The following is a 22,420-nucleotide window of genomic DNA, read 5'->3' on the forward strand; positions in this document are numbered from 1 at the left end:
CTGAGACTGCCGCTTGACCGGCTTCTCCAGAATCTTCGACTGCCAAGGCTTGCTCCGCATTATCAATAATTTTTAAATACGTTTCTCTATCGGGAGCCGACATCAAAGCCTCTCTAAAGTCGTCATCCATAAGCATTCTGCTGAGACGGCTAAGGACTTCCAAATGAACATCGGCACCGTCCGCCGGTGCGGCAATCATAAAGAAAAGGTGAGCCGGCTCATCATCAAGACTTTCATAATCGACACCGGTGCGAACAATCATAGATGCCAGTGCGGGCTTTACAACCGCATCTGTCTTGGCATGAGGAATGGCAATACCCTCACCGATTCCCGTGCTTCCTTCGCCTTCACGCTTTAAGACTGCGGCCTTATACGCTTCTTTATCTTTTAAACAACCGCTTTTTTCCATTAAATCTACTAACCTATTAACAGCGCCTCGTTTATCGACAACCTCTGCCTGTAAATCGATACTTTCAACTTTCAATAAATCCGTAATTTTCATAACGGTTCCCCCTATAACCAAACAGCTTCATACATATCTTTAATTTGTCGGCCCGTTGCCAGCCATTCATGAAAAGCCGTAGCACTTCCGGCTGCAATCCCCCAACGTAATGCCTCGCTCAAGTTCCCCCCGTATTTCATATAAGCCGAAATAAATCCGGCTACCATACTGTCTCCGGCACCCACGGAGTTGACGAGCGTTCCTTCAGGCGTTTTTACCTTATATATTTCATTATCTTCACCGATTAATATGGCACCGTCACCGCCGAGGGATACAAGTACGTTTTGTGCCCCTTCTTCTTGGAGTTTCCGTGCCTGAAAAATAATGTCTTCATCTGTCCTTAATTTTATATCGAATAATTCTTCCAGTTCTTCTCGGTTGGGTTTAATCAAAAAGGGTTTATACTTCAATACATTACGTAAAAGCTCGCCTGTCGCATCGACAACGGTTTTGACGCCTTTAGCTGCTACGGACGCCAATAACTGTTCATATATACGGTTGTCTATACCTGCCGGTATGCTTCCGGCAAGAACCAGTACATCATCGGAGCTTAGAGACCCTATTATTTTTTTCAGGTGATTAATATCCTCTTGACCTATAAGCGGCCCCATTCCGTTAAGTGCCGTTTCTTCATGGCTGATAACCTTTACGTTAATGCGAGAATTACCTTCTCGTAAATAAAGAAAATCACATTGTACACCGGCATTCACGCAAAGACGCTCTATTTCCCGACCGGTAAAACCGGCTACAAAGCCCAAGGCCTTGCTTCGGGTTCCCAAGGCCTGTAATACAAGGGATACGTTAATTCCCTTACCGCCGGGATATATGGCTTCCGCCTCTGCCCGATTAATATTACCGGTAGAAAAATCCGTCGTATGAACAACATAGTCTAAAGACGGATTGAACGTAATCGTGTAGATCAAAGCATACACACCTCCGTTTGCTCACCGTATGCGGAAACATCTAAATCCTTCTTACCTGCCGTAATAATTGCGACCTCCGCAAGAGTCGCAAATGTTACGTGTGACGAACGACCGAATTTACTCGTATCTGCCAAAACATACGCCTTGGTACACTGTTTAAGTGCAGCCGTCTTACAGGCCGCCTCTTCCTGATCGGGAGTCGTATACCCGAAACGAAGATCAATCCCGTTTGTACCGAAAAAACCCTTCGTGAAGTGGTAACGTCTGAGCATATCTCTCATGTCTCCTCCGATAACCGATTCAGTCGATCCTTTAACCGTCCCGGGAAGTATACTTACTTGTAGCCCCCGTGCAGCCAGTTTTTGTGCCAAGGGAAGGCTATTTGTAACAATTGAAATATCATGTGACGTCAAAAAGTCGCCCATTTGTTCCGTCGTCGAACCGCCGTCTATATAAATAAAATCCTGTTCTTCTATCAAAGTAGCGGCATAAGCGGCTATTTTTCTCTTTTCTTCTACGTGATAGGCATATTTCTGCTGAATACTTTCAGAATTGACATTATATTCATCCACTTCGTCTACAACCGTGGCTCCACCATGAACCCGATTGACAAGGCCCATCTTTTGTAAGGTAAGTAAATCCCGTCTGGCCGTCGATTCCGAGATCCCGTACCGCTCCGACAACTGCTGTACCGTTACGGCTCTTTCAATCATTACAAGCCGTGCTATGTCTCTCTGCCGTTCTTCGGTCAACATAATGAGTACCTCCTGAAAGTAAATTTCGCCCTTAGTATACAATCACAAACAATAATAATCAATCAAAAACGTTCATTATTCTAAACGAATATGCACGAATGTCCAAAATGATTAAATATCATAATTATAGTATGGTTTATGAAAAAAACCGCTTCCTAACAGGAAGCGGTTTTATATCCACCATTATGCTATTTATACTTATTTAGAAATATGTTGTGCTGCAATACCCGTCAACGTTTGCCCTTCCGGCGCATCTCGTAAAGTATAGGCTTCGGCATCCTCTTCAGGAGTCGTTTTATTTTCCTTCTTTTCTGCCACCGCTGATTTTCCGTCATCTTTGCTCACCGCATCGATTGCAGTGGTCTCAGCAAAGGCAAAGTCCATCAACAGCTTTGCATCACCACTACGGTTATCCGAGTTTAAAATGCTGACCACATAAGTCTTATCCCCGCGCATAGCCGATGCAACCAAGGTCGCTCCGCCGTAGTCGGTGGCACCGGTTTTAATGCCGTTAGCACCCTTATATCCTGAATTGAGAAACTCATTCATGGAAAAAACTTCTTGGGCCCCGCCGTTTGTATACGGCATGACAAAACTCGTACGTCCCGTAAAAGATTTAAAAGTCTGATTTTGCATAGCATATACAGCTATCTTAGCCAAATCTTTAGCCGTCGAAACATGGTTTGCATCCGGCAATCCGTGAGGATTCGTAAAATGAGTATTCGTAGCACCTATAGTGACTGCCTTATCATTCATCATATGCACAAAGTCCGCTACGGAAGGAGCTACCGTGACAGCCGTATCCAAGGCCGCATCACAACCCGTATAAGTCATCATAGCCGTAAGGGCATTGCGAAGCGTAACGGGGTGATCTGCGGAAATTCCCAAAACAGCTACGTCTCTATCCAATTTAGTTACATCATCGGAAAAATGAACGGCTCCGTCCAATACCGTATCGCCCGCTTCGGCCCCTAAAAGGGCAGTCATAATCATAGTCGTCCCGCCGGGATACAACTTTTCATCACCGTTTTTCGAATACAGTACTTCTCCTGTCTTAGCATCCATCAGAACGGCTGCCCGAGCATGAATCTCCCCATCGGAAACGGCAAACGATGAAGCCAATCCGAGACACCATACCATAGCACAAAGGGCCAGTTTTTTCATCTTCATAAAGCTCATCCTTTCTTTATAACGGATTCTTTACAGCCACTTTTGGCTTGCGAGGATACTTTGCCGGGCTGTTTTTAACCTTTTTAATATATAAAACGGCTCTCTTATCTTCAAGACCGGGCAATTTCTTAGGCTCGACGACTTCCACCATACCCCCGAGAATTTTCAACGCATTTTTCGATTCTTCAATTTCTTCTGCATAGGCCGCCCCTTTAAGAGCTACGAAATAACCTCCCGTTTTTACATACGGCAAGGCCCATTCAACTAAAACAGGGAGTCTGGCTACAGCTCGAGTCGTAACTATATCGAAGGCTTCCCGATATATATCTTTATGAGCCTCTTCTTCAGCTCGCCCGTGCAAAAACTCGGCCTGCTTATATGAAAGAGTCGTTGTCACTTCCTTTAAAAAGGTTAACCGTTTTTGAAGGCTGTCGAAGAAGGTAATCTTCAAATCGTCGTGCATAATAGCCAAGGGAATTCCGGGAAACCCGGCACCCGTACCCAAATCCAATACCTTAGCCCCGGTGAAAAAGAAGCGCTCATCATAACAACTTAAGCTGTCAATAAAGTGCTTTACCGTCACTTCGTCGGCATCGGTAATGGCTGTTAAGTTCATAACCTTATTTTTTTCTTCCAATAACCCGGCAAAGACTTTGAATTTTTCCAGCTCATCATCCGTTATGTTCGGATAGGCAAGACGGAAAAGCTCATCTCCCTTACATGGAAACATTACCTTTCCCCTCCCGTCTCATCTGCTCAGTATAAATCAATAACGCCGTAATATCTGCCGGTGAAACTCCGGATATACGCGAAGCCTGTCCTAATGAGCGCGGCCGAATATCGGAAAGCTTTTGTCGACCCTCGGAAGAGATTGTATCGATCGCTTCGTAGTCAATAGAATCGGGTAAAAGACGCTGTTCCAACTTATTCATCTTTGCTACCTGTTCCCGCTGACGTTCAATATAGCCTTCATACTTAACCGTAATCTCCACTTCCTCCGTTACATCAAGAGGATAGTCTTTAAGTTCACTAAATAGCTTTTTCATTAAAGAATAGGTCATTTCTTGACGACGTAACAAGTCGACGCCCTTGATTCCCGTTTTTAAAGGAGCCGAGCCTACCGACTCGAGAAGTTTATTAGTCCGGGTCGTCGGCGTAACGGACAATTTTTTTAAGACAGAAAGAAGCTCATCAACTTCCTCTTTTTTCTTACAAAAGGCTGCATATCTCTCATCGGTTACAAGCCCTAATTCACGGCCTTTTTCCGTCAATCGCATATCCGCATTATCTTGTCTTAGAATTAAACGATATTCGGATCGGCTGGTCATCATACGATACGGCTCGTTTGTACCCTTTGTAACCAAATCATCTATAAGAACACCTATATAGGCTTCCGCCCGTGTCAATACAAAGGGATCTTTTTTCTGTATCTTCAGTGCCGCATTAATACCTGCTATCAGCCCTTGTGCCGCCGCCTCTTCATAACCGCTCGTTCCGTTTGCCTGACCGGCCGAATACAATCCTCTTATCTTCTTGACTTCCAAAGTAGGCAAGAGTTGCAAAGGGTCGAGACAATCATACTCGATAGCATATCCGGGTCGCATTATTTTCACATCTTCCAAGCCGGGAATGGTCTTTAAAAATTCATACTGTACATCCATGGGCAAGCTGGTACTCATTCCCTGAACATACATTTCTTCCGTTTTTAATCCTTCCGGTTCAACAAAAAGCTGGTGTCTCTTCTTGTCGGCAAAACGAAGAATTTTAGATTCAATAGACGGACAATATCTGGGCCCGATACCTTCAATAACTCCGTTACACATAGGTGCCCGATCCAGATTGGATCGAATAATCTCATGAGTTCTCTCGTTCGTATAGGTAAGCCAACAACAAACCTTATTACGATTTAACCGTTCAGACAGAAAAGAAAAGGCATGTCCTTCATTATCTCCTTCCTGCTTTTCCATAGAGTCGGTTTGCAATGTACGGCTGTCTATCCGAGCTGGAGTTCCTGTCTTAAAGCGCATTAATGAAATCCCGTATTTTTTCAAAGAATCGGATAATGCTTCGGCCGATCGTTGTCCTATGGGACCTGACTCAAGTACGGTCGTTCCGATAATGATACGCCCCTTTAAATATGTTCCGGTTGCCAAAATGACCGCTTTAGCCAAAAAGGTTTCACCCAATTCCGTATAGACACCCTTTACAATCTTATCTTCTACGATAAGATCCGTAACGGTCAGTTGTTTCACATCCAGATTGGCTTCATTTTCCAAGATATGTGTCATTTCAGACTGATATGCTTTTTTATCCGATTGAGCACGCAAAGAGTAAACTGCAGGACCTTTGCCCGTATTCAACATACGCATTTGTATAGCCGTGTTATCGGCTACCAAACCCATCTGACCGCCTAAAGCATCAATTTCTTTAACAAGGTGACTTTTACCCGGACCGCCTATAGCGGGATTACAAGGCATTAAAGCTATATTATCTAAATTAAGCGTAATCAATAAGGTATGCATTTTCATACGAGCAGCGGCCAAAGCCGCTTCACAACCCGCATGTCCTGCACCGATAACGATTACGTCGTAAGTTCCGGCAACAAACACAACAGAACCTCCTATTTTCCCAAACAAAAACGACTGAATATTTCACCGACCATATCGTCTTGAACCGTCTCTCCCGTGACCGCACCCAATAACTCCCAAGCCTCACGTAAATCAACGAGTATTAAGTCCGTCGGCATGCCGGCATACATCGTTTCTTCAGCCCTTTTCAGAGCATTCAAACTTTGCCTCATCAGTTCAATATGTCTCATATTGGATAAGAGAACTTCATTCTCTCCCGCACCGCTTTCTCCCGAACGGGAAACCAAGTACTCTTCCAATAAACTTATACCGTCTCCTGTCTCGGACGACAGTGAAAAAACAGGAAGGCCGTACACTTCTAAATCTTTACATTCCAGAAGAGGCTTTAAATCCGACTTTGTCAGAACAATAGCACCCTTACCGTCAGGGACAGAGTTTATCAAAGCCTTGTCTTCATCACTAAACGGCTGCGTCCTGTCTTTCAAAATTAGAACCGTATCAGCAGTTTCTATATAATTTCTGGCCTTAGTTACACCGATAGCTTCAACCGTATCTGTCGTTTCTCTGATTCCCGCCGTATCGACAAGACGAAATGGAATTCCCTGTATAGATACCCATTCCTCCAGAGCATCTCTCGTCGTTCCCGGAATATCCGTCACAATGGCTCGATCTTCTGCAAGTAAATAATTCAGTAGGCTGGATTTTCCTGCATTGGGAGCCCCGGCAATGGCCACCGTCATGCCGTCACGAATAATCCGTCCTTTAGACGAATCCTTCAGCATTTGTTCCATCCGCTCCATCATACATCTCATAGTCTTTTCCAAGTCATGAACGACAATATCTTCCAAATCTTCTTCCGGATAATCTACCGTTACTTCCAGACGTGTAATAAAATCCGTCAATTCAGTCCTCATGGCAGCCACAATACCTGAAAGCCGACCTTCCAATTGGCTTAGAGCCGTACTTAATCCCTTCGAACTTTTGGCCTGAATAACATCCATGACCGCTTCGGCTTGCACCAAATCGATACGGCCGTTCATAAAGGCCCTTTGAGTAAATTCTCCCGCACGAGCCAGACGAGCACCGCTTCGAAGTACGAGTTTTAAAATATCCGAAACAGATTGACGACCGCCGTGACATTGTATTTCCAAAACATCTTCCGCCGTATAAGAATGAGGCCGCTTCATGATAAGTACAAGAGCTTCGTCAATTTCACGGCCTTTTTCATCAACAATAGTTCCGAAATGAATCGTTCTGTCTTTAAAATCCTTGAACCTCGTCTTCCCCTTACTGCAAAAAATTTTTTCACCGATGTTATAGGCTTCAGTACCGCTTATACGAATAATGCCGACACCGCTTTCTCCCGTTGCCGTAGCAATAGCCGCAATGGTATGTGACAAATCGTAAATCATAGAAATTCTCCTTCATATAGGAAAAGAACCCGGTGCATTGCACCGGGCCCTCTATTATTGGTAATAAATAACTACATGACGATACGGGTCCTGGCCTTCACTTTCCGTCCGTACATGTTCCGTGTCCTGAAGGGCTACGTGAATAATTTTTCGCTCAAACCCGTTCATCGGTTCAAGAACAACCTTGTTACGATTGCGTTTAACTCGACTTGCCAAACGATGAGCCAAGTTTTTTAACGTTTCTTCACGACGAGCCCTGTAGTTTTCTACATCAAGCATAATGAAAAAACGATTTTCTTTGCCTTTATTAGCTTTTAAATTAATGATATATTGCAAGGCATCCAATGTCTGCCCGTGTTTTCCTATAAGAACTCCTAAGTCGTCGCCGTGTATGTGAAGTGTAATTCTGTCAGCCTTTATCATCTTTTCGATAACAGCCGAAATTCCCATTTTTTCAAGAATTGTATTCAGGAATTCTTTCGCATCGGCGGCGACTTCCTCCGCATCATTACGATTTTCTCCTCCATCTGATTCAACGGGTTTTACTTCTACGGAAACTTCTTCAACTTGTATCGCTTCAACAGGTACTTCTTCAACCTGTTTTTCAATTACCGTAAGGCGAACCTTGGCCTCTTTTTTACCGAAACCCAAAATACCGCTACTGGGCTGAACCAATACTTCCGTTTCCACTTCGGATATATCTTTTCCCAGTTCTTTAAGACCCGATTCAATCGCTTCTTCAATAGTTTTTCCCGTAGCTTCGATAATCATCATGTTAATTCTCCTTCTTGAGACGTCCCATAATCATCTGCTGAGCTCCTTGGAAAACATTGGAAATAATCCAGTAAATAACCAAGCCGCTCGGGAATGTCAAGCTAATCCAACCTATAAAAAGGGGCATAGCCACCTTCATAATCTTTTGTTGCATAGCCTGCGGACCTTCAGCATCAGGCTGTGCACCTGTCATTTGCTTTTGAATAAGGAAGGTAGAAAGAGCCGACAAGACCGGCAAAATATAGGTTTCATCAGGCTGACCCAAATTGGAAAGCCACAAAAAACTTTCATATGCAGGATCATACGGATAGGATCGTAACGCATAGAAGATAGATACAAGGAAAGGCATTTGGATTAAAATAGGCAAACATCCTGAAAGGGGATTCACACCCATTTCACGATAAAGCTTACTCATTTCTTCCTGCATCTTCTTCTGGTTACCCTTATATTTTTTCTGTAATTCTTTTATTTTCGGCTGTAACAGTTGCATTCCTTCCATGGAACGAATCTGTTTTGCCGTCAACGGACTGAGTACCAGCTTAATAATAATTGTAAGCATTATAATGGCAATACCGTAACTGGGGTATCCCACTGATTGAGTAAAAGCGTAACAATAGTCGAGGAAGGTTGACATAATGCCGCTCAATACATCCATAATTCCGCTGAAAAAGCCCAAAAATCTCAACTCCTATCAAGTGTAAAAAATCCAGGGGACAGGCCTTAATTTCATCCGTCCCGTTACGGCAACGGGTCATAACCGCCCTTATGAAAAGGATGGCATTTTAAAATTCTCTTGACAGCGAGAACCGACCCTTTTACTGCGCCGTATTTTTGTAAGGCTTCAATGGCATAAGCAGAACAAGTAGGATAAAATCGACAACAAGGTAATCCCAACGGAGATACACATAGTCTATATACTTTTACAAGAAATATAAGTATATATTTCATAACTAAGCCTTTTTCAAAAGACCGGCCTGTTTAAAAAGCTTCATAATCGTCTTTTCCGCATCTGCATAGGTGCCGTACTTCATACGGCTTCTGCCGATTAATACCAGATCATATCCGCTTATCAGTTCAGAGCGATGTAGTCGATATACTTCCTTCATTAAGCGCCTGCAATAATTGCGTTCAACGGCACAACCTACTTTTTTCCCTGTCACAAATCCCGATCGAATCGGTTGCTGCGGCGATCGTTTCATAATATACAAAACGACGGATCTGGCCACATATGACTTACCGTGACGATATACGAGCTGATATTCTCTATTTTTACATAAGCGATCTTTTTTTTTCAACTCATACATAACGATTATCCTGATAATGGCAGATGAACAGAAAAATCCCCCGAGGAATTTTTCTGTTCATCTCGTAATTGTTATTAAGCAGAAAGTTTCTTTCTACCTTTCATGCGGCGTTTTTTCAAAACCATACGACCGCCTTTAGTTTTCATTCTTTCACGGAAGCCGTGCGTTCTTTTCTTCCACAAGTTATTCGGTTGAAATGTCTGTTTCAAGTGAAGCACCTCCTTTTACACATAATACTTTGAGCTTACACCATAACAGTGTAATTATACTCAATAGGCTATATACTGTCAATGAAGAGGATACATAAGACTCATAAGTAAATGGACCTGTCTATTCCATTCATATCTTTTTTGGTGTAAAATGTGGATAGATGACAGATATAAAAAGAAAGTTATCAACATATTATCAACAATTATTGATAACTTTCTTTTTTCTTTCTCTTTTCGATATTTATCGTAAGAAAAAGAGTTTTATCTACACAGTTATACACATTATATCACAACAATTACCTTTATATACACATGCATTTTAAAGAGAGGTCTCTTATGGAAACTATTGATATTACGGAACTTTGGATTCGCATGTTGGAAAAGTTAAAACAATCATTGCCACCGCAAATTTACAACACATGGATAGAAACGTCCTTAATACCTTATTCTTTTGAAAACAATATGTTTATCCTCGATACAACTACTAATTTTATCTGTTCTTACATTACAAAAAAATATACACACCTATTGGAAACGACGGCTTCATCCGTGGCCGATCAAGAGATTAAAGTTCGTCTTATTCACAGTGCCGGAGATCTTTCCGATAGGGAACAGTCAAATACTCAAAAAAAAGAAGAGTCTCAAGATATATATGCCAACAACGTATATACTATTGAAAGTTTAAAAACTCAGGAAACAAAGGAATCGGTTTCCCCCCATACGGAACAGTTACAGACAGGTTCAGAACCTACTTATACTCCGGATATAAAACAATCCGGACCTTTTTCTGACGAAAAGGATGATATTTTACAAACAGGGGCCTCCACTTTAAACGACGCTTATACCTTTGATACTTTTGTTGTAGGCAACAGTAATCGATTGGCTCATGCAGCGGCTATGTCCATAGCCGAATCGCCTATGACAAAATATTCTCCTTTTTTTATATACGGTGACAGCGGTCTGGGTAAAACACATTTGATGCACGCTATCGGTCATTATATATTAAAACATTATCCTCATTTACGACTACGCTGTATTACAAGTGAAGATTTTGCCAATGAACTCATTCAATCCATCCAGGATAAAAACCCTGAAAGTTTTCGTCAACGATACAGAAATATAGATGTCCTTCTCGTCGATGATATTCAGTTTTTAGAAAGTAAAGAACATACTCAAGAAGAGTTTTTTCACACCTTTAACAAACTTTACAAAGACCATAAACAAATGGTTTTTACAAGCGATCGACCTCCACAGAATATAAAAAAACTGGAAGATAGGCTTCGATCCCGTTTTCAAGGCGGAACTGTTGTAAATATTGATCCTCCCGATTTGGAAACGAGAACAGCGATTTTAAGAAATCGGGCCAAAATCGAACATCTACCTATTGATAAAGAAGCCATCGACTATATAGCTTCCAATGTGAGCGAAAATATTCGCGAACTTGAAGGAGCCTTTATTCGAGCTCAAATGCAGGCATCTGTCGAAAACTCTCCCATTACACTGGAAGTAACACAAAGGGCTCTTCAAGAGCTGGTCAAAACAAAACAGGAAAAAAAATATATTACTATTGATGAAATAACTAAACATGTATGCTCATATTATAAAATAAAATATGAAGACTTAATGAGTAAAACTAAACTCAAAAAAATAGCTTTTCCTCGTCAAATAGCCATGTATTTATGCCGTGAATTAACAGAACACACATATCCTCATATCGGTGCCGCTTTTAATGATAGAGACCATACAACAGTCATGTACGCGGTTAATAAAATTTCTAAAGAGGTAAAAAAAGACGAGTCTCTGCGAAAGGCTGTTGAACAAATAAAAAATTCAATTATCCTTGTGGATAAATAGGTTTATATGTTGTATATATCCCTTCTATAAAAGTGAATAAGTAATTTTCCTGTAAAATTGTGAATAATCCGATTTTACTTATCCACTTTTTATAAACACGGGTAAACAAGATAGCTTACACTTTTAAAAGACTTTTTTACAAATCCACACCCCCTATTACTATTACTACTATTTAATAAGCTCCAATTAAGTTCATATTCATATAAAAAGGAGAATACCATGAAACTGAAAATTCAAAAAGAAGACTTTACACGTGCCTTACAGTCGGTGCAAAAAGTAGCATCCAATAAAAGTAATAACTTATCCAGTGAAAACGGTCTTCTAATCAAAGCTATAAATGATAATATTGAAATTCAGGCCAATGACTATGATATGGGAATCAAAACAACCATTCCCGGTATTATTGAAGAATCCGGTGAAGTGTTTTTATGGGATCCTCATTTGTCAGAATTAACAAGACGTATAGCATCTGAAGAAATTATACTGACCAAAAGTGATTCAGATTCACAAATGTCTATTGAGGGCGGTAAGCTTAAATATAGATATATGACTATGAATACTGAAGACTTTAATGAAGTCGAAGTTGTTGAACAGGGATATGCTTCCTTCACAACAGACAGTGTTATCCTTAAAGATTTAATCGACAATACTTCTTATGCATGCGCAACAGATACATCTCGCCCCGTGTTTACAGGTACTTTTTTAGATGTTTCCGGAAAATCCTTATCTATGGTTGCAACGGATACCCATCGTTTGGCTTTAAAATCAGTTACATTGGATCAACCGTCAACAGGAGATATTCAAGCTATTATTCCCGGTAGATTATTATCTGAAGTAGCCCGACAGTTACCGACAGATGTTCCTGTTGTCGTAAAGATTACGGCTGTAAGAAATTATTTGGCTATTCAATTCGGTAATGTATATATCCGTACACGTCTTATAGAAGGAACCTTCCCTGATTACAAACGAGTTATTCCGACGGAATTCAGCAATATTATTACTATAAGACGCAATGACTTTACAGCTGCCGTTGAAAGAATTTCAATTGTCGCCAAAGATGCTCAATATAATGTTATTAACTTTGATATGGCGGATAATCAGATTCACATGAATAGTCAGGACCCGGATCATGGTGTTGTAGAAGATTCGGTTGAATGTATCATGTCCGGCGGAAATCCTTTGTCCATATCTTTTAACGGACGTTTTATTCTTGATGTATTAAAACATTGCAGTAAGGATGAAATTTTTCTTAAATGCCGTGAAAACAGTCCTATGTTGATACAAGATAAGGATACGGGAAATTGTGTATTTGTTGTTACGCCTATGCGTGCAAGATAGGAGCAACATGAAAGAAATAAAGATTCAGACAGAAACGATACAATTAGATCAGTTCTTAAAGTGGGCCGATATTACGGAAAGTGGCGGTCAAACGAGTATGCTTATTGCTAATAAAATGATTTTTGTAAACGGTGAAAGTTGTACTGTAAAAAGAAAGAAACTTTATCCTAATGATATAGTGAAGGTAGAAAATGTAGGGCAGTTTAGAGTTGTCGGAGAACAGTAAGTAATGAATATATCGAGAATTCGCTTACTTAATATAAGAAACTATGAAGAAGCGGATATATCTTTTCCTGCGACCGTTATTGTTTTATATGGCAATAACGGTCAAGGAAAAACTAATTTGTTGGAAGCCTTATATACCGGATGTATAGGTAAATCGTATAGAGGTGTTACAGATGTGGATTTGTTGAGAAAATCCGCTACAAACGGAAGCGTTATTATCGATTTTATAAGGAATGAAACAGAACAAAATATTAAAATTGTTTTTTCTCTTCATGAAAAAAAGCGCGTGTCCGTAAATGATACGAAGGTAAGAACAAGAGAACTTTTCGGTATACTTCAAGAAGTTATGTTTTCACCTGAGGATTTACAACTAATAAAAGGAAATCCGGCATTAAGACGACGTTTTCTGGATATGGAAATATCTCAAATCAATCCGTCCTATTATAAGATGCTATTACAGTATAATAAGGCTGTATCTCAAAGAAATATACTTTTAAAGCGGATGAAATATGAAAAAGATATATCTCTTCATGAATGGGATCTCCAGTTAGCACGCCTGGCAGCCTATATAGTTAATAAAAGAAAAGAATCTTTAGAGAAAATATCTGTTGTCGTAAAGGAAATATACAGGAACTTAACGAGTGAAAAAGAGATAGTAAAATTGACATACATTCAGCCATATAAGGGTTCGACGGTAGAGGATACGGAAGACGTTTATTATGAATTATTACGGAAAAATAGGGAAAAAGATATTTATCGTCAGTCTACGTCTATAGGTCCTCATAGAGATGATTTCGTTGTGGAAAATGATTTGGGGGAATTGAAAAAATTCGGTTCTCAGGGACAACAACGGACTGCTGTTTTAGCATTGAAAATGGCGGAGTTGGAATTTATAAAAAAAGAGAACGGAGAATATCCGATTTTATTGCTTGATGATGTTATGAGTGAATTAGATGAAGAACGAAGAAATGCTTTGCTTTCTTTTGTGCAAGGAAAGGTTCAAACTTTTATTACGACAACGGATGATTCTTTTTTTCGTAAGGAAAAGGAATATTCGTTTCTTTATGTAGAAAAGGGAAAGGTTCGATATGACGAACATGAGAAGAGGAACAACTGAAAAAGCCGGTGATTTGATACAAGAAGTGTTGGAACATAATAACTTATTGAAACCCTATCGCCATTATGAATTGAAAAAAAAGTGGTCCTCTTTAATGGGCAATCGAATAGGAAAGTATTCTTATATAAAAGATATACGAGAAGGAGTCATTACAATAGGGGTATTCAATTCTGCATGGATGAATCAGTTATTCATGTATAAGAATAATATTGAAGAAAAAATTAATGATTTCCTGGGTGAAAAGTATGTAAGTGATATAAAATTTGTAAGTGCTTCAAAATTTCCTGAAAAAAGAATGATAAACCTTGCAGATGATTATGAATTTGTTTTGAAGATAAAACCGGCAGATATTGTTTTAGCAGAAGAAACAGTGAATACAATAAAAAAAGTTTCCGATAAGTGTCAGGAAGGATTAAAAGAAAAAATATATCGTTTGCAAGTAGCGGCAAAACGAAGAAGCAAAGCCTATGAAGCTGAAGGATATATACCTTGTTCGGGTTGCGGTAGGTGGATAGAACAAAATAAGGATTGTGAATATTGTCTATCTGAAAAGAATCAAGAAAAAAAAGTAAAATTAACGGCAATTTTAAATGAAATGCCTTGGCTAACCTGGGAGGACGTTCAATCCTTGTATCAAAGAGAAAACTTTCAGGAGAAACAGTATGATGAAGTTCGTCGGAATTGTATTTACAGGTTAATAGAAAAAGTTTATCATAATGCGGATACAAAAGAGGATGACTTATTTTTATCCATTTTTATTACAAGAAAAAAGCCCCATGAGTTAACAGATAGATTTATCATCAATTTAGTTAATAAGTATAGAAATAATGCTTAAAAGAATTTAATTAGACTTAAAAACTCCTTGATTGGTAAGTTTTGAGGAATATTGTATAATAGAGTGATTATTAAACAGGAGGCACACGTTTTTATGTCTGAACAAAAGAAAGTTTCTTACGGAGCTGATCAAATACAGGTGCTTGAGGGATTGGAAGCAGTCCGTAAAAGACCGGGTATGTATATCGGCAGTACATCTTTAAAGGGTCTTCATCATCTGGTTTATGAAGTAGTAGATAACAGTATTGATGAAGCCTTAGCCGGCTATTGTACACATATTGAAGTTACAATTGAAGAGGATAACAGTATTACCGTTGTTGATAATGGCCGCGGTATTCCCGTAGCTATGCATAAAATCGGAAAACCGGCTGTTGAAGTAGTTTTGACGGTTTTACATGCAGGAGGTAAATTCGGCGGTGACGGATATCCTATTTCCGGCGGTTTACACGGTGTGGGTATTTCCGTAGTAAATGCTCTTTCTGAACAGACGGAAATTGAAGTTAAACGTGACGGATTCTTGTGGAAAATTTCTTTTGCTCGCGGTTTGACAGTAAACTCATTAGAGAAAGTTCGGCCTTTGGAAGAAGGAGAAGAACGGGGAACAAAAGTATGGTTTAAACCTGATAGTGAAATATTCCCCGATACGGTTTATGATTTTGAAACACTTAAAATCAGACTGAGAGAACTTGCCTTTTTAAATAAGGGACTGACTATTACTCTTGCAGACAAAAGAACGGATAAAAAGGAAATTTATTATTATGAAGGCGGTTTAACCTCTTTTGTTCAATTTTTAAATGAAAACCGTACGCCCGTAAATCAGACAGTTATCAGTTTAGAAGGGATCAAGAGCGATGTAGTCGTTGATATAGCTTTGCAGTATAATGATGGATACAGTGAAAATATACTGACTTTTGTTAATAATATTTTTACTGAAGAAGGAGGTACTCATCTGAGTGGCTTCCGTTCAGGTCTTACGAGAACTATTAATGATTACGGTCGTTCTTCCGGGATTATTAAAGAAAATGAAGATAACCTTTCCGGTGAAGATGTGCGTGAAGGATTAACGGCTATTATCAGTGTTAAAGTAAGGGAGCCTCAGTTTGAAGGGCAAACTAAGACTAAACTCGGTAATAGTGAAGTAAAAGGTATTGTAGATAATATTATTTCCGACGGATTGAAGGAATTTTTCGAAGAACATCCGGCAGAAGCAAAAAGTATTGTAACTAAGAATATAAATGCTGCAAGAGCCCGTCAGGCAGCTCGTAAGGCGAGAGAGTTAACACGCAGAAAAAATGCTTTGGAAATCAGTAGCCTACCCGGTAAATTGGCCGATTGTTCGGAAAAAAATCCGGATATGACAGAAATTTATCTCGTCGAAGGTGATTCAGCAGGCGGGTCGGCCAAGCAAGGCCGTGATAGAAAGTTCCAGGCTATTTTACCCTTGCGCGGAAAAATTATTAATGTAGAAAAGGCACGTCTTGACAAGATTCTTGCCAATGAAGAAATTCGTGCTATGATTACGGCTTTCGGAACGGGTATTGGTGAAGAGTTTGATATTACTAAACGTCGCTACGATAAAATTATTATCATGACCGATGCGGATGTTGACGGGGCTCATATCAGAACTCTTTTGTTAACCTTCTTCTATCGTTTTATGAAGCCTTTGATTACGGAAGGGCATGTATATATTGCTCAGCCCCCGTTGTACCAAGTACGAAAGGGTCGTTCTGTATGGTATTTGTATACAGATGACGAGTTGACAAATAAATTGGCTGAAGTAGGAAATGAAAATGCTGTCGTACAGCGATATAAAGGTTTGGGTGAAATGAATCCCGAACAGTTGTGGGAAACAACGATGGATCCCCAATTTAGGACTATGTTAAAAGTTGAATTGGAAGACGCCGTTGAAGCGGATCGCATTTTTTCCGTTTTAATGGGTGATAAAGTTGAACCGCGTCGTAAATTTATTCAAGACAATGCTAAGAAAGTAAGAAATTTGGATTTATAAGGAGGGCATTATGCCTGCATTATCAGAACGTACTAACCTTTTTACAGATTCACCTATTGCAAAAATGTCCGTCTTATCGGAACAATACGGTGCTGTTAACTTATCTGCAGGCTTTCCCGACTTTCCTCCGCCCCGACCTATTCTTGACTCTTTGAAACAGATTGCCGATGAAGGACCCCATCAATATAGTTTGGATGCCGGTTCGGAAAACTTCAGGCATGCTTTGGCGGAATTTCGTTTTAAATGTACGGGACGCAAACCCGATACAAATAAAGAGTTGATTGCTACTTGCGGTGGTACGGAAGCTCTTATATCAACGATTATGACAGTTGTTGATAAGGGTGATAAGGTTATTATCTTCTCTCCTTACTATGATGCTTACAGCGTTGACGTAAAACTGGCGGGAGGAGAGCCTCTTTTTGTTTCTCTTCGTGGCGATGATTTTACTTTTAATGAATATGAAATGGAAAAAGCTTTTAAAGAACGTCCGAAGGCTGTTCTTTTGTGTGATCCGTCAAATCCGTGCGGCAAGGTTTTTACGCGGGAAGAATTGGGCATTATAGCCGCTTATGCCGAAAAATATGATACCTTTGTGATTGTAGATGAAGTATATTCACAAATTATTTATAAACCCTATACATATACGTATTTTTCTGAATTACCGCATATGCATGATCGTACGATTTGCGTAGGCTCTCTGTCCAAGACTTATTCTATTACAGGTTGGCGAGTAGGGTATATTCTCGGACCTGAAGCTGTTATTGATGAAATAAAGAAGGTCCATACTTTCTTTACTATCAGCGCTCCCAGCCCTTTACAAGAGGCGGCGGTTACGGGACTTCGTTTTGGCGGTGATTATTATGACGGCCTCGTAAAAACGTATACGGAAAAGAGAGATATTTTGATGAAGGGGCTTGATGACCTGGGGTTAAAACACAATATTCCTCAAGGAGCTTTTTATTTACTCGTCGATATTTCTGAATTCGGTTATGAAAAAGATACGGAGTTCTGTGAAGATTTAGTTCGTAAAGTAGGTGTCGGATCCGTTCCCGGATCTACCTTTTTTGCTGAAGATGTACAAAAATACGTGCGTCTTCATTTTGCCGTTAATAATGAAACACTTTATGCGGCCCTCAATCGTTTGGAAAGCATACGCAGCAAACTGACTCGATAGTTTGAGTGGAGATTTTATAATGAATAAGAAAATTACTGTCCTTGCAACACTTATATTTGTTTTTTCTTTGATGAGTGTCGGAGCTACGGAATCGGTAATAGATACAGGGGTGACGCCGGTTACTACTACCGTAAAAGAAAAAAGTGATTCATACTATCTTACAAAAGGAAGAAAGTTTGAAGAATTGACGGCCTTTATTTCGTCTATCGATGTAAAAGAAAGAAAACACACATATTTTCTTGTCGATAAAGATATGATGAACGGATATTTTTATCGTATAACAGAGTATGATAAACAAAATTCTGAACTTATTCGTGAGTATGCCGTAGCAAAGGATAAGAGCAATGTTTGGGTCTTGCATACGGGAGAAAAGGCTGTTCTTATATACGGAAATGTTCAAAGTTTATTGAAACGTACGAAAATTGAGTTGTATCCTACCGTTTTGGGTGTAAATGATACGGGAACCTTTTATGTGAATTTGCCGGCCTTTATTCCCTATACGCTTACGGGTGAAACAATTAATACGGCCATTGCAAAAATGGGAGAAAAGAACGCTGTTACCGCTGTTTCCGAAGGAAGAACAAAAGCATTATTAACCATAAGAATCGGTAAGGAAGAACGGCAGTTTGAAAAGACAGTTGCTGTTTCGTCTCGGGCTTATACCGGTATGGGAAACGGGCGAGTCGGCATCGGCATAGGTATCGGGATAGGCGGGCATTCTCGTGGCGGTATCGGTATCGGATTCGGTGATTGGTAAGATTGGAGAGAGTGATTCTTTTTGGAAATTTCCTTATATAAACAGTTTTTGGTAATTTTATTACTGACTGTCGGTAACGGTATCTTTTCTATGCTGGAAATGTCTATTGTCAGCAGCCATCAGTCAAGATTGGAATCCATGGCAGAAGAAGGCAATAAATCGGCGAAAATTGTTTTAAAATTAAGAGAAAACCCGAATAAGATGTTTTCGACCGTTCAGTTCGGAATGACGCTTGTAAGTTTATTGACAGGTGTTTACGGCGGGACGGAAATGGCCGGCCCCCTGTCTCAATATGTAAAGATGGTACCCGGATTGGAGCCCTATGCTTATACAATCAGTATGGTAACTATTGTCGTTGTTATTACGTATTTAACTTTGATTCTCGGTGAATTGGTACCTAAGCGTATTGCTATTGACAGTCCTGAAAAAACAGCCTGTCTTTTAGCAAGACCTATGGTGTGGTTTTCTAAGATATGTACCCCCTTAGTTTGGATCCTATCGGCATCTACGTCTTTTGTTACAAAAATTATCGGTGCCGATAATCCGGAAGTATTACCCGTTACGGCCGATGAAATACGTTTGCTGTTGGAACAAGGGGCTGAATCGGGAGCCTTTGACAAAGAAGAACCTAAGCTTGTCGAACGTGTTTTTCGCTTATACGATATGGATGCAGGCGATATTATGACAAACCGGACACAGATGGATTGGATTGATTTGGAAGATGAAGAGGGACAGATCATGAACGATCTCCTTGCTTTCCACCATATAAATGTGCCCGTATGCCGCGGTTCCATAGATGAGTTTGTAGGTATTATTTCTTTAAATAAAGTATTTAATCAATACTATCGGGCCGTTCTGTTAAAGAAAAATGTATCCATCCGTTCTATTTTAGAGCACACAAGTCGTAGTCCCGAATATATTCCCGAATCGATGGATATCATGAAGGTAGTTCATCTGTTTCAGGAAAAAGGAATCCATGAGGCTGCCGTTTTGGATGAATACGGTAATTTAAGCGGTATCTTATCGGTTCATGATATTTTGGAAAAACTTGTAGGTATTATGCCTGTCGGCGAAGAAGAAAAGGCGGAAGAGGCTAATAAAATCGTTCAACGGACTGTCAATGAGTGGTTAATTGACGGATTGATTTCTATTGAGGAGTTTAAAGACTTCTTCCAAATTGATGAGGATCTTCCCGGGGAAGAAGAGGATCTTTATAAAACCTTGGGCGGTTTGATTGTCTACGGAGTAGGAAGAATTCCGAGAGAGACGGATGTATATGAGTGGAAGAACTACCGTTTTGAAGTTGTTGATATGGATAACTTACGAGTCGATAAAATATTAGTTATGAATACTCCTGAAGAAGAGGATGAAGAGAGTACATAAAAAACGGCAAAAACGGCACTGAAGTAAATCTTCAGTGCCGTTTTTTATGGAACTATCGATTTATTCATCTTTTAAGGAACGTAAAAAGAGGCTTTCCAAACCGGTTTTAGGATCAATCCCTTTATGTGTAATTTCATAAACGGTCCGGCTTATGGGAAGCTCTATCTTATATTGTTCCGAAAGATTCATTAACGCTTCGGATGTATAGTAACCTTCAGCAAGATAGGATGTTTGCTTTCCTTTAATCCATTCTTCTCCGAATCGTCTGTTATTACTGTATGGAGAAAAAAGAGTTGCTTCATAGTCACCCAAATGGGAAAGACCGTAAACTGTCATGGCTTGTCCGCCCATGGCGGCAATAAGTCGGGACAGCTCGCGAGTGCCTCGAGCCATAAGAGCTCCTTTAAGACTTGTATAGTTGAGGCCGTCCAACATACCTGCAGCAATACCCATTACATTTTTTGCCGCTGCCCCTATTTCCGTACCGAGAAGATCTCTACCGTAATAAAATCGGATTAAGGGCCCTGTAAGGGTCTGTACGAGGGTCTCCGTGAGCTTCTGGCAAGTCGAAGAAATGACCATACAATTAGGCATATGACGAACAAAATCTTGTACGTGTCCGGGACCCACCCAAACGGCTATGGGGACATGGCTTCCCAGCTCTTCGGATGCCACTTCCGAAAGTCGTTTACCCGTACCGATTTCAAGCCCTTTCATACATAATACCAGAGGCTTTTCGGAGAGATCCGTTTCTTTTTTTAAACGTTTAGCTAAAGAACGAAACTGTTGAGCATTAATAGATACAATGCATATATCGGCCGTTTGTACGGCCTGTTGCAAGTTATCGGTTAAAAGTATATCGGAAGACAGTGTCAGATAGTCGTTTCGGCCGGTTTGTACGAGCCTTTCCAAATTCGTAGATCCTGTACGTCCCCAAAGGGTGACCTTGTGACCGATACTGTTTGCATACCAAGCATGAAAGCTTCCCCACCGGCCGCAGCCTAAGACGGATATATTCATGAACGGTCTCCTTTAATAAGTAATTATGGCTCTATTATACAATAATCGGGCACTGTATAAAAAGCTCTCCGAAAGGAGAGCTTTTTATTATAAGTTGTCGATGATTGCTTGGGTGTATTCTTCCGTTTTCGCTGTGCCTCCCAAGTCGGGAGTCAGCATATGTCCGTTTTGCAGAACCTTGTCTACGGCTTGTCTAATCTTTGCGGCAACCGTATCTTCTTTCAAGTATTCTAGCATCATACAAGCCGACCATAAGAGTGCCGTAGGATTGGCAATATGTTTGCCCGCAATGTCGGGAGCACTGCCGTGAACCGCCTCAAACATGGCATAATCCGTACCGACATTCATGGACGGCAAAAGACCTAGGCCGCCAATAAGGCCGCTTGTCAAATCGGAAATAATATCACCGTATAAGTTGGGTGTTACTATAATATCAAAGGTTTCAGGACGCATAACCAACTGCATGCAGACGTTATCCACAATCTTATCGTCACTTTCAATATCTCTGTATTCTTCGGCAATGCGGTTAAATACGGAAAGAAAGAGACCGTCACTAAGCTTTAAAATATTGGCTTTATGTACGCAGGTTACCTTATGTCTACCGTGCTGACGGGCATATTCAAAAGCATCTCGAATGATTCGTTCACTCGCCGTACGGGTAATGATTTTTATAGCATGAACGGTATTTTCATCGATTTGTTCTTCCACACCTACATATAAATCTTCCGTATTTTCTCTGAAGGTAATGATATCTACGTTGGAAAAGGGTGTATGTACCGCCGTATTCGATTTAGCCGGTCGGATATTGGCATATAAGTTGTACTTATTACGCAAGGTCACGTTGAGAGAACGAAAACCTTTACCGATAGGCGTTGTAATCGGTGATTTAAGTAGTACCTTCGTGCGTTCAAATGAGTCAAAACCGGCATCAGGTATGAGGGCTCCGTTTTTTTCGTACTCTGCCGCCCCTACATTATAGATATCGTATTCTAAAGGTGCGTGAGCAGCTTTTAATACGGAAAGAACGGCATCCGTAATTTCCGGGCCGATACCGTCACCTTTAAATACAGTGA

The 22,420-nt window shown here is 40.3% G+C and carries 23 protein-coding genes; 9 read left to right on the forward strand and 14 right to left on the reverse strand.

Annotated elements, in window-relative coordinates; all coding sequences use genetic code 11:
- The 12 genes from PGX78_RS01275 to rpmH form a co-directional block, all read right to left on the reverse strand.
- Positions 1 to 502, reverse strand: a 502-nt coding sequence (locus tag PGX78_RS01275) for a PTS sugar transporter subunit IIA (protein WP_270445067.1), incomplete at its 3' end; no start/stop codon positions are given.
- 11 nt (positions 503 to 513) lie between these two features.
- On the reverse strand, positions 514 to 1,425 hold the full coding sequence (gene pfkB / locus PGX78_RS01280) for a 1-phosphofructokinase (protein ID WP_270445068.1): 912 nt from the start codon (positions 1,423 to 1,425) through the stop codon (positions 514 to 516).
- Positions 1,422 to 2,180 (reverse strand): DeoR/GlpR family DNA-binding transcription regulator, encoded by a 759-nt coding sequence (locus PGX78_RS01285; RefSeq protein WP_270445069.1) that lies wholly within the window; start codon positions 2,178 to 2,180, stop codon positions 1,422 to 1,424. Before PGX78_RS01285 ends, pfkB begins: the two co-directional genes overlap by 4 nt.
- Positions 2,181 to 2,378: 198 nt before the next feature.
- On the reverse strand, positions 2,379 to 3,350 hold the full coding sequence (locus PGX78_RS01290) for a D-alanyl-D-alanine carboxypeptidase family protein (protein WP_270445071.1): 972 nt from the start codon (positions 3,348 to 3,350) through the stop codon (positions 2,379 to 2,381).
- A gap of 16 nt (positions 3,351 to 3,366) precedes the next feature.
- Positions 3,367 to 4,080: a 16S rRNA (guanine(527)-N(7))-methyltransferase RsmG gene (gene rsmG / locus PGX78_RS01295; RefSeq protein WP_270445072.1), complete on the reverse strand. Its 714-nt coding sequence runs from the start codon at positions 4,078 to 4,080 to the stop codon at positions 3,367 to 3,369.
- Positions 4,067 to 5,959, reverse strand: coding sequence for a tRNA uridine-5-carboxymethylaminomethyl(34) synthesis enzyme MnmG (gene mnmG / locus PGX78_RS01300; RefSeq protein ID WP_270445073.1), 1,893 nt, complete (start codon positions 5,957 to 5,959; stop codon positions 4,067 to 4,069). Before mnmG ends, rsmG begins: the two co-directional genes overlap by 14 nt.
- 11 nt (positions 5,960 to 5,970) lie before the next feature.
- Positions 5,971 to 7,350 carry a tRNA uridine-5-carboxymethylaminomethyl(34) synthesis GTPase MnmE gene (mnmE, locus tag PGX78_RS01305; protein WP_270445074.1) on the reverse strand — a complete coding sequence of 460 codons (1,380 nt, stop codon included), beginning with the start codon at positions 7,348 to 7,350 and terminating at the stop codon, positions 5,971 to 5,973.
- Between the two features lie 54 nt (positions 7,351 to 7,404).
- Positions 7,405 to 8,124, reverse strand: a complete 720-nt coding sequence (gene jag / locus PGX78_RS01310) for an RNA-binding cell elongation regulator Jag/EloR (protein ID WP_270445075.1) — start codon at positions 8,122 to 8,124, stop codon at positions 7,405 to 7,407.
- A 1-nt stretch (position 8,125) separates the two neighbouring features.
- A complete protein-coding gene (locus PGX78_RS01315; RefSeq protein ID WP_270445086.1) occupies positions 8,126 to 8,779 on the reverse strand; it encodes a YidC/Oxa1 family membrane protein insertase in 654 nt (217 codons plus the stop codon).
- Between the two features lie 83 nt (positions 8,780 to 8,862).
- Entirely contained in the window at positions 8,863 to 9,072 is a 210-nt protein-coding gene (gene yidD, locus PGX78_RS01320; protein WP_270445076.1) for a membrane protein insertion efficiency factor YidD, read from the reverse strand.
- A gap of 2 nt (positions 9,073 to 9,074) precedes the next feature.
- Positions 9,075 to 9,428, reverse strand: a complete 354-nt coding sequence (gene rnpA / locus PGX78_RS01325; protein ID WP_006940815.1) for a ribonuclease P protein component — start codon at positions 9,426 to 9,428, stop codon at positions 9,075 to 9,077.
- A gap of 74 nt (positions 9,429 to 9,502) precedes the next feature.
- Positions 9,503 to 9,637 (reverse strand): 50S ribosomal protein L34, encoded by a 135-nt coding sequence (gene rpmH / locus PGX78_RS01330; protein ID WP_006940814.1) that lies wholly within the window; start codon positions 9,635 to 9,637, stop codon positions 9,503 to 9,505.
- Between the two features lie 336 nt (positions 9,638 to 9,973).
- Between rpmH and dnaA the strand changes: the two genes are divergently transcribed.
- From dnaA to PGX78_RS01375, 9 genes are all read left to right on the forward strand, one after another.
- A complete protein-coding gene (gene dnaA, locus PGX78_RS01335; protein ID WP_270445077.1) occupies positions 9,974 to 11,491 on the forward strand; it encodes a chromosomal replication initiator protein DnaA in 1,518 nt (505 codons plus the stop codon).
- A gap of 219 nt (positions 11,492 to 11,710) precedes the next feature.
- On the forward strand, positions 11,711 to 12,829 hold the full coding sequence (gene dnaN, locus PGX78_RS01340) for a DNA polymerase III subunit beta (RefSeq protein ID WP_270445078.1): 1,119 nt from the start codon (positions 11,711 to 11,713) through the stop codon (positions 12,827 to 12,829).
- A gap of 7 nt (positions 12,830 to 12,836) precedes the next feature.
- The gene (locus PGX78_RS01345) at positions 12,837 to 13,055 is read left to right on the forward strand and encodes an RNA-binding S4 domain-containing protein (protein WP_006940811.1); all 219 of its coding nucleotides are present in this window, start codon (positions 12,837 to 12,839) and stop codon (positions 13,053 to 13,055) included.
- Positions 13,056 to 13,058: 3 nt separating this feature from the next.
- Positions 13,059 to 14,171: a DNA replication/repair protein RecF gene (gene recF / locus PGX78_RS01350; protein ID WP_270445079.1), complete on the forward strand. Its 1,113-nt coding sequence runs from the start codon at positions 13,059 to 13,061 to the stop codon at positions 14,169 to 14,171.
- Positions 14,143 to 15,006: a DUF721 domain-containing protein gene (locus PGX78_RS01355; RefSeq protein ID WP_270445080.1), complete on the forward strand. Its 864-nt coding sequence runs from the start codon at positions 14,143 to 14,145 to the stop codon at positions 15,004 to 15,006. The genes recF and PGX78_RS01355 overlap by 29 nt, the downstream gene beginning before the upstream one ends.
- A gap of 93 nt (positions 15,007 to 15,099) precedes the next feature.
- Positions 15,100 to 17,013 carry a DNA topoisomerase (ATP-hydrolyzing) subunit B gene (gyrB, locus tag PGX78_RS01360; protein ID WP_040773060.1) on the forward strand — a complete coding sequence of 638 codons (1,914 nt, stop codon included), beginning with the start codon at positions 15,100 to 15,102 and terminating at the stop codon, positions 17,011 to 17,013.
- Between the two features lie 10 nt (positions 17,014 to 17,023).
- The gene (locus PGX78_RS01365) at positions 17,024 to 18,187 is read left to right on the forward strand and encodes a pyridoxal phosphate-dependent aminotransferase (RefSeq protein ID WP_270445081.1); all 1,164 of its coding nucleotides are present in this window, start codon (positions 17,024 to 17,026) and stop codon (positions 18,185 to 18,187) included.
- A 19-nt stretch (positions 18,188 to 18,206) separates the two neighbouring features.
- A complete protein-coding gene (locus PGX78_RS01370; RefSeq protein WP_270445082.1) occupies positions 18,207 to 18,944 on the forward strand; it encodes a hypothetical protein in 738 nt (245 codons plus the stop codon).
- A 21-nt stretch (positions 18,945 to 18,965) separates the two neighbouring features.
- Positions 18,966 to 20,327 carry a hemolysin family protein gene (locus tag PGX78_RS01375; protein WP_270445083.1) on the forward strand — a complete coding sequence of 454 codons (1,362 nt, stop codon included), beginning with the start codon at positions 18,966 to 18,968 and terminating at the stop codon, positions 20,325 to 20,327.
- A 60-nt stretch (positions 20,328 to 20,387) separates the two neighbouring features.
- Here the strand turns inward: PGX78_RS01375 and PGX78_RS01380 are convergent, their stop codons facing one another.
- A complete protein-coding gene (locus tag PGX78_RS01380; protein WP_270445084.1) occupies positions 20,388 to 21,347 on the reverse strand; it encodes an NAD(P)H-dependent glycerol-3-phosphate dehydrogenase in 960 nt (319 codons plus the stop codon).
- A gap of 87 nt (positions 21,348 to 21,434) precedes the next feature.
- A partial coding sequence (locus PGX78_RS01385; protein ID WP_270445085.1) for an isocitrate/isopropylmalate dehydrogenase family protein occupies positions 21,435 to 22,420 on the reverse strand: 986 nt, incomplete at its 5' end.

Source organism: Megasphaera sp. AF13-6AC (assembly GCF_027685385.1).
Classification (GTDB): Bacteria; Bacillota; Negativicutes; order Veillonellales; family Megasphaeraceae; genus Megasphaera; species Megasphaera micronuciformis.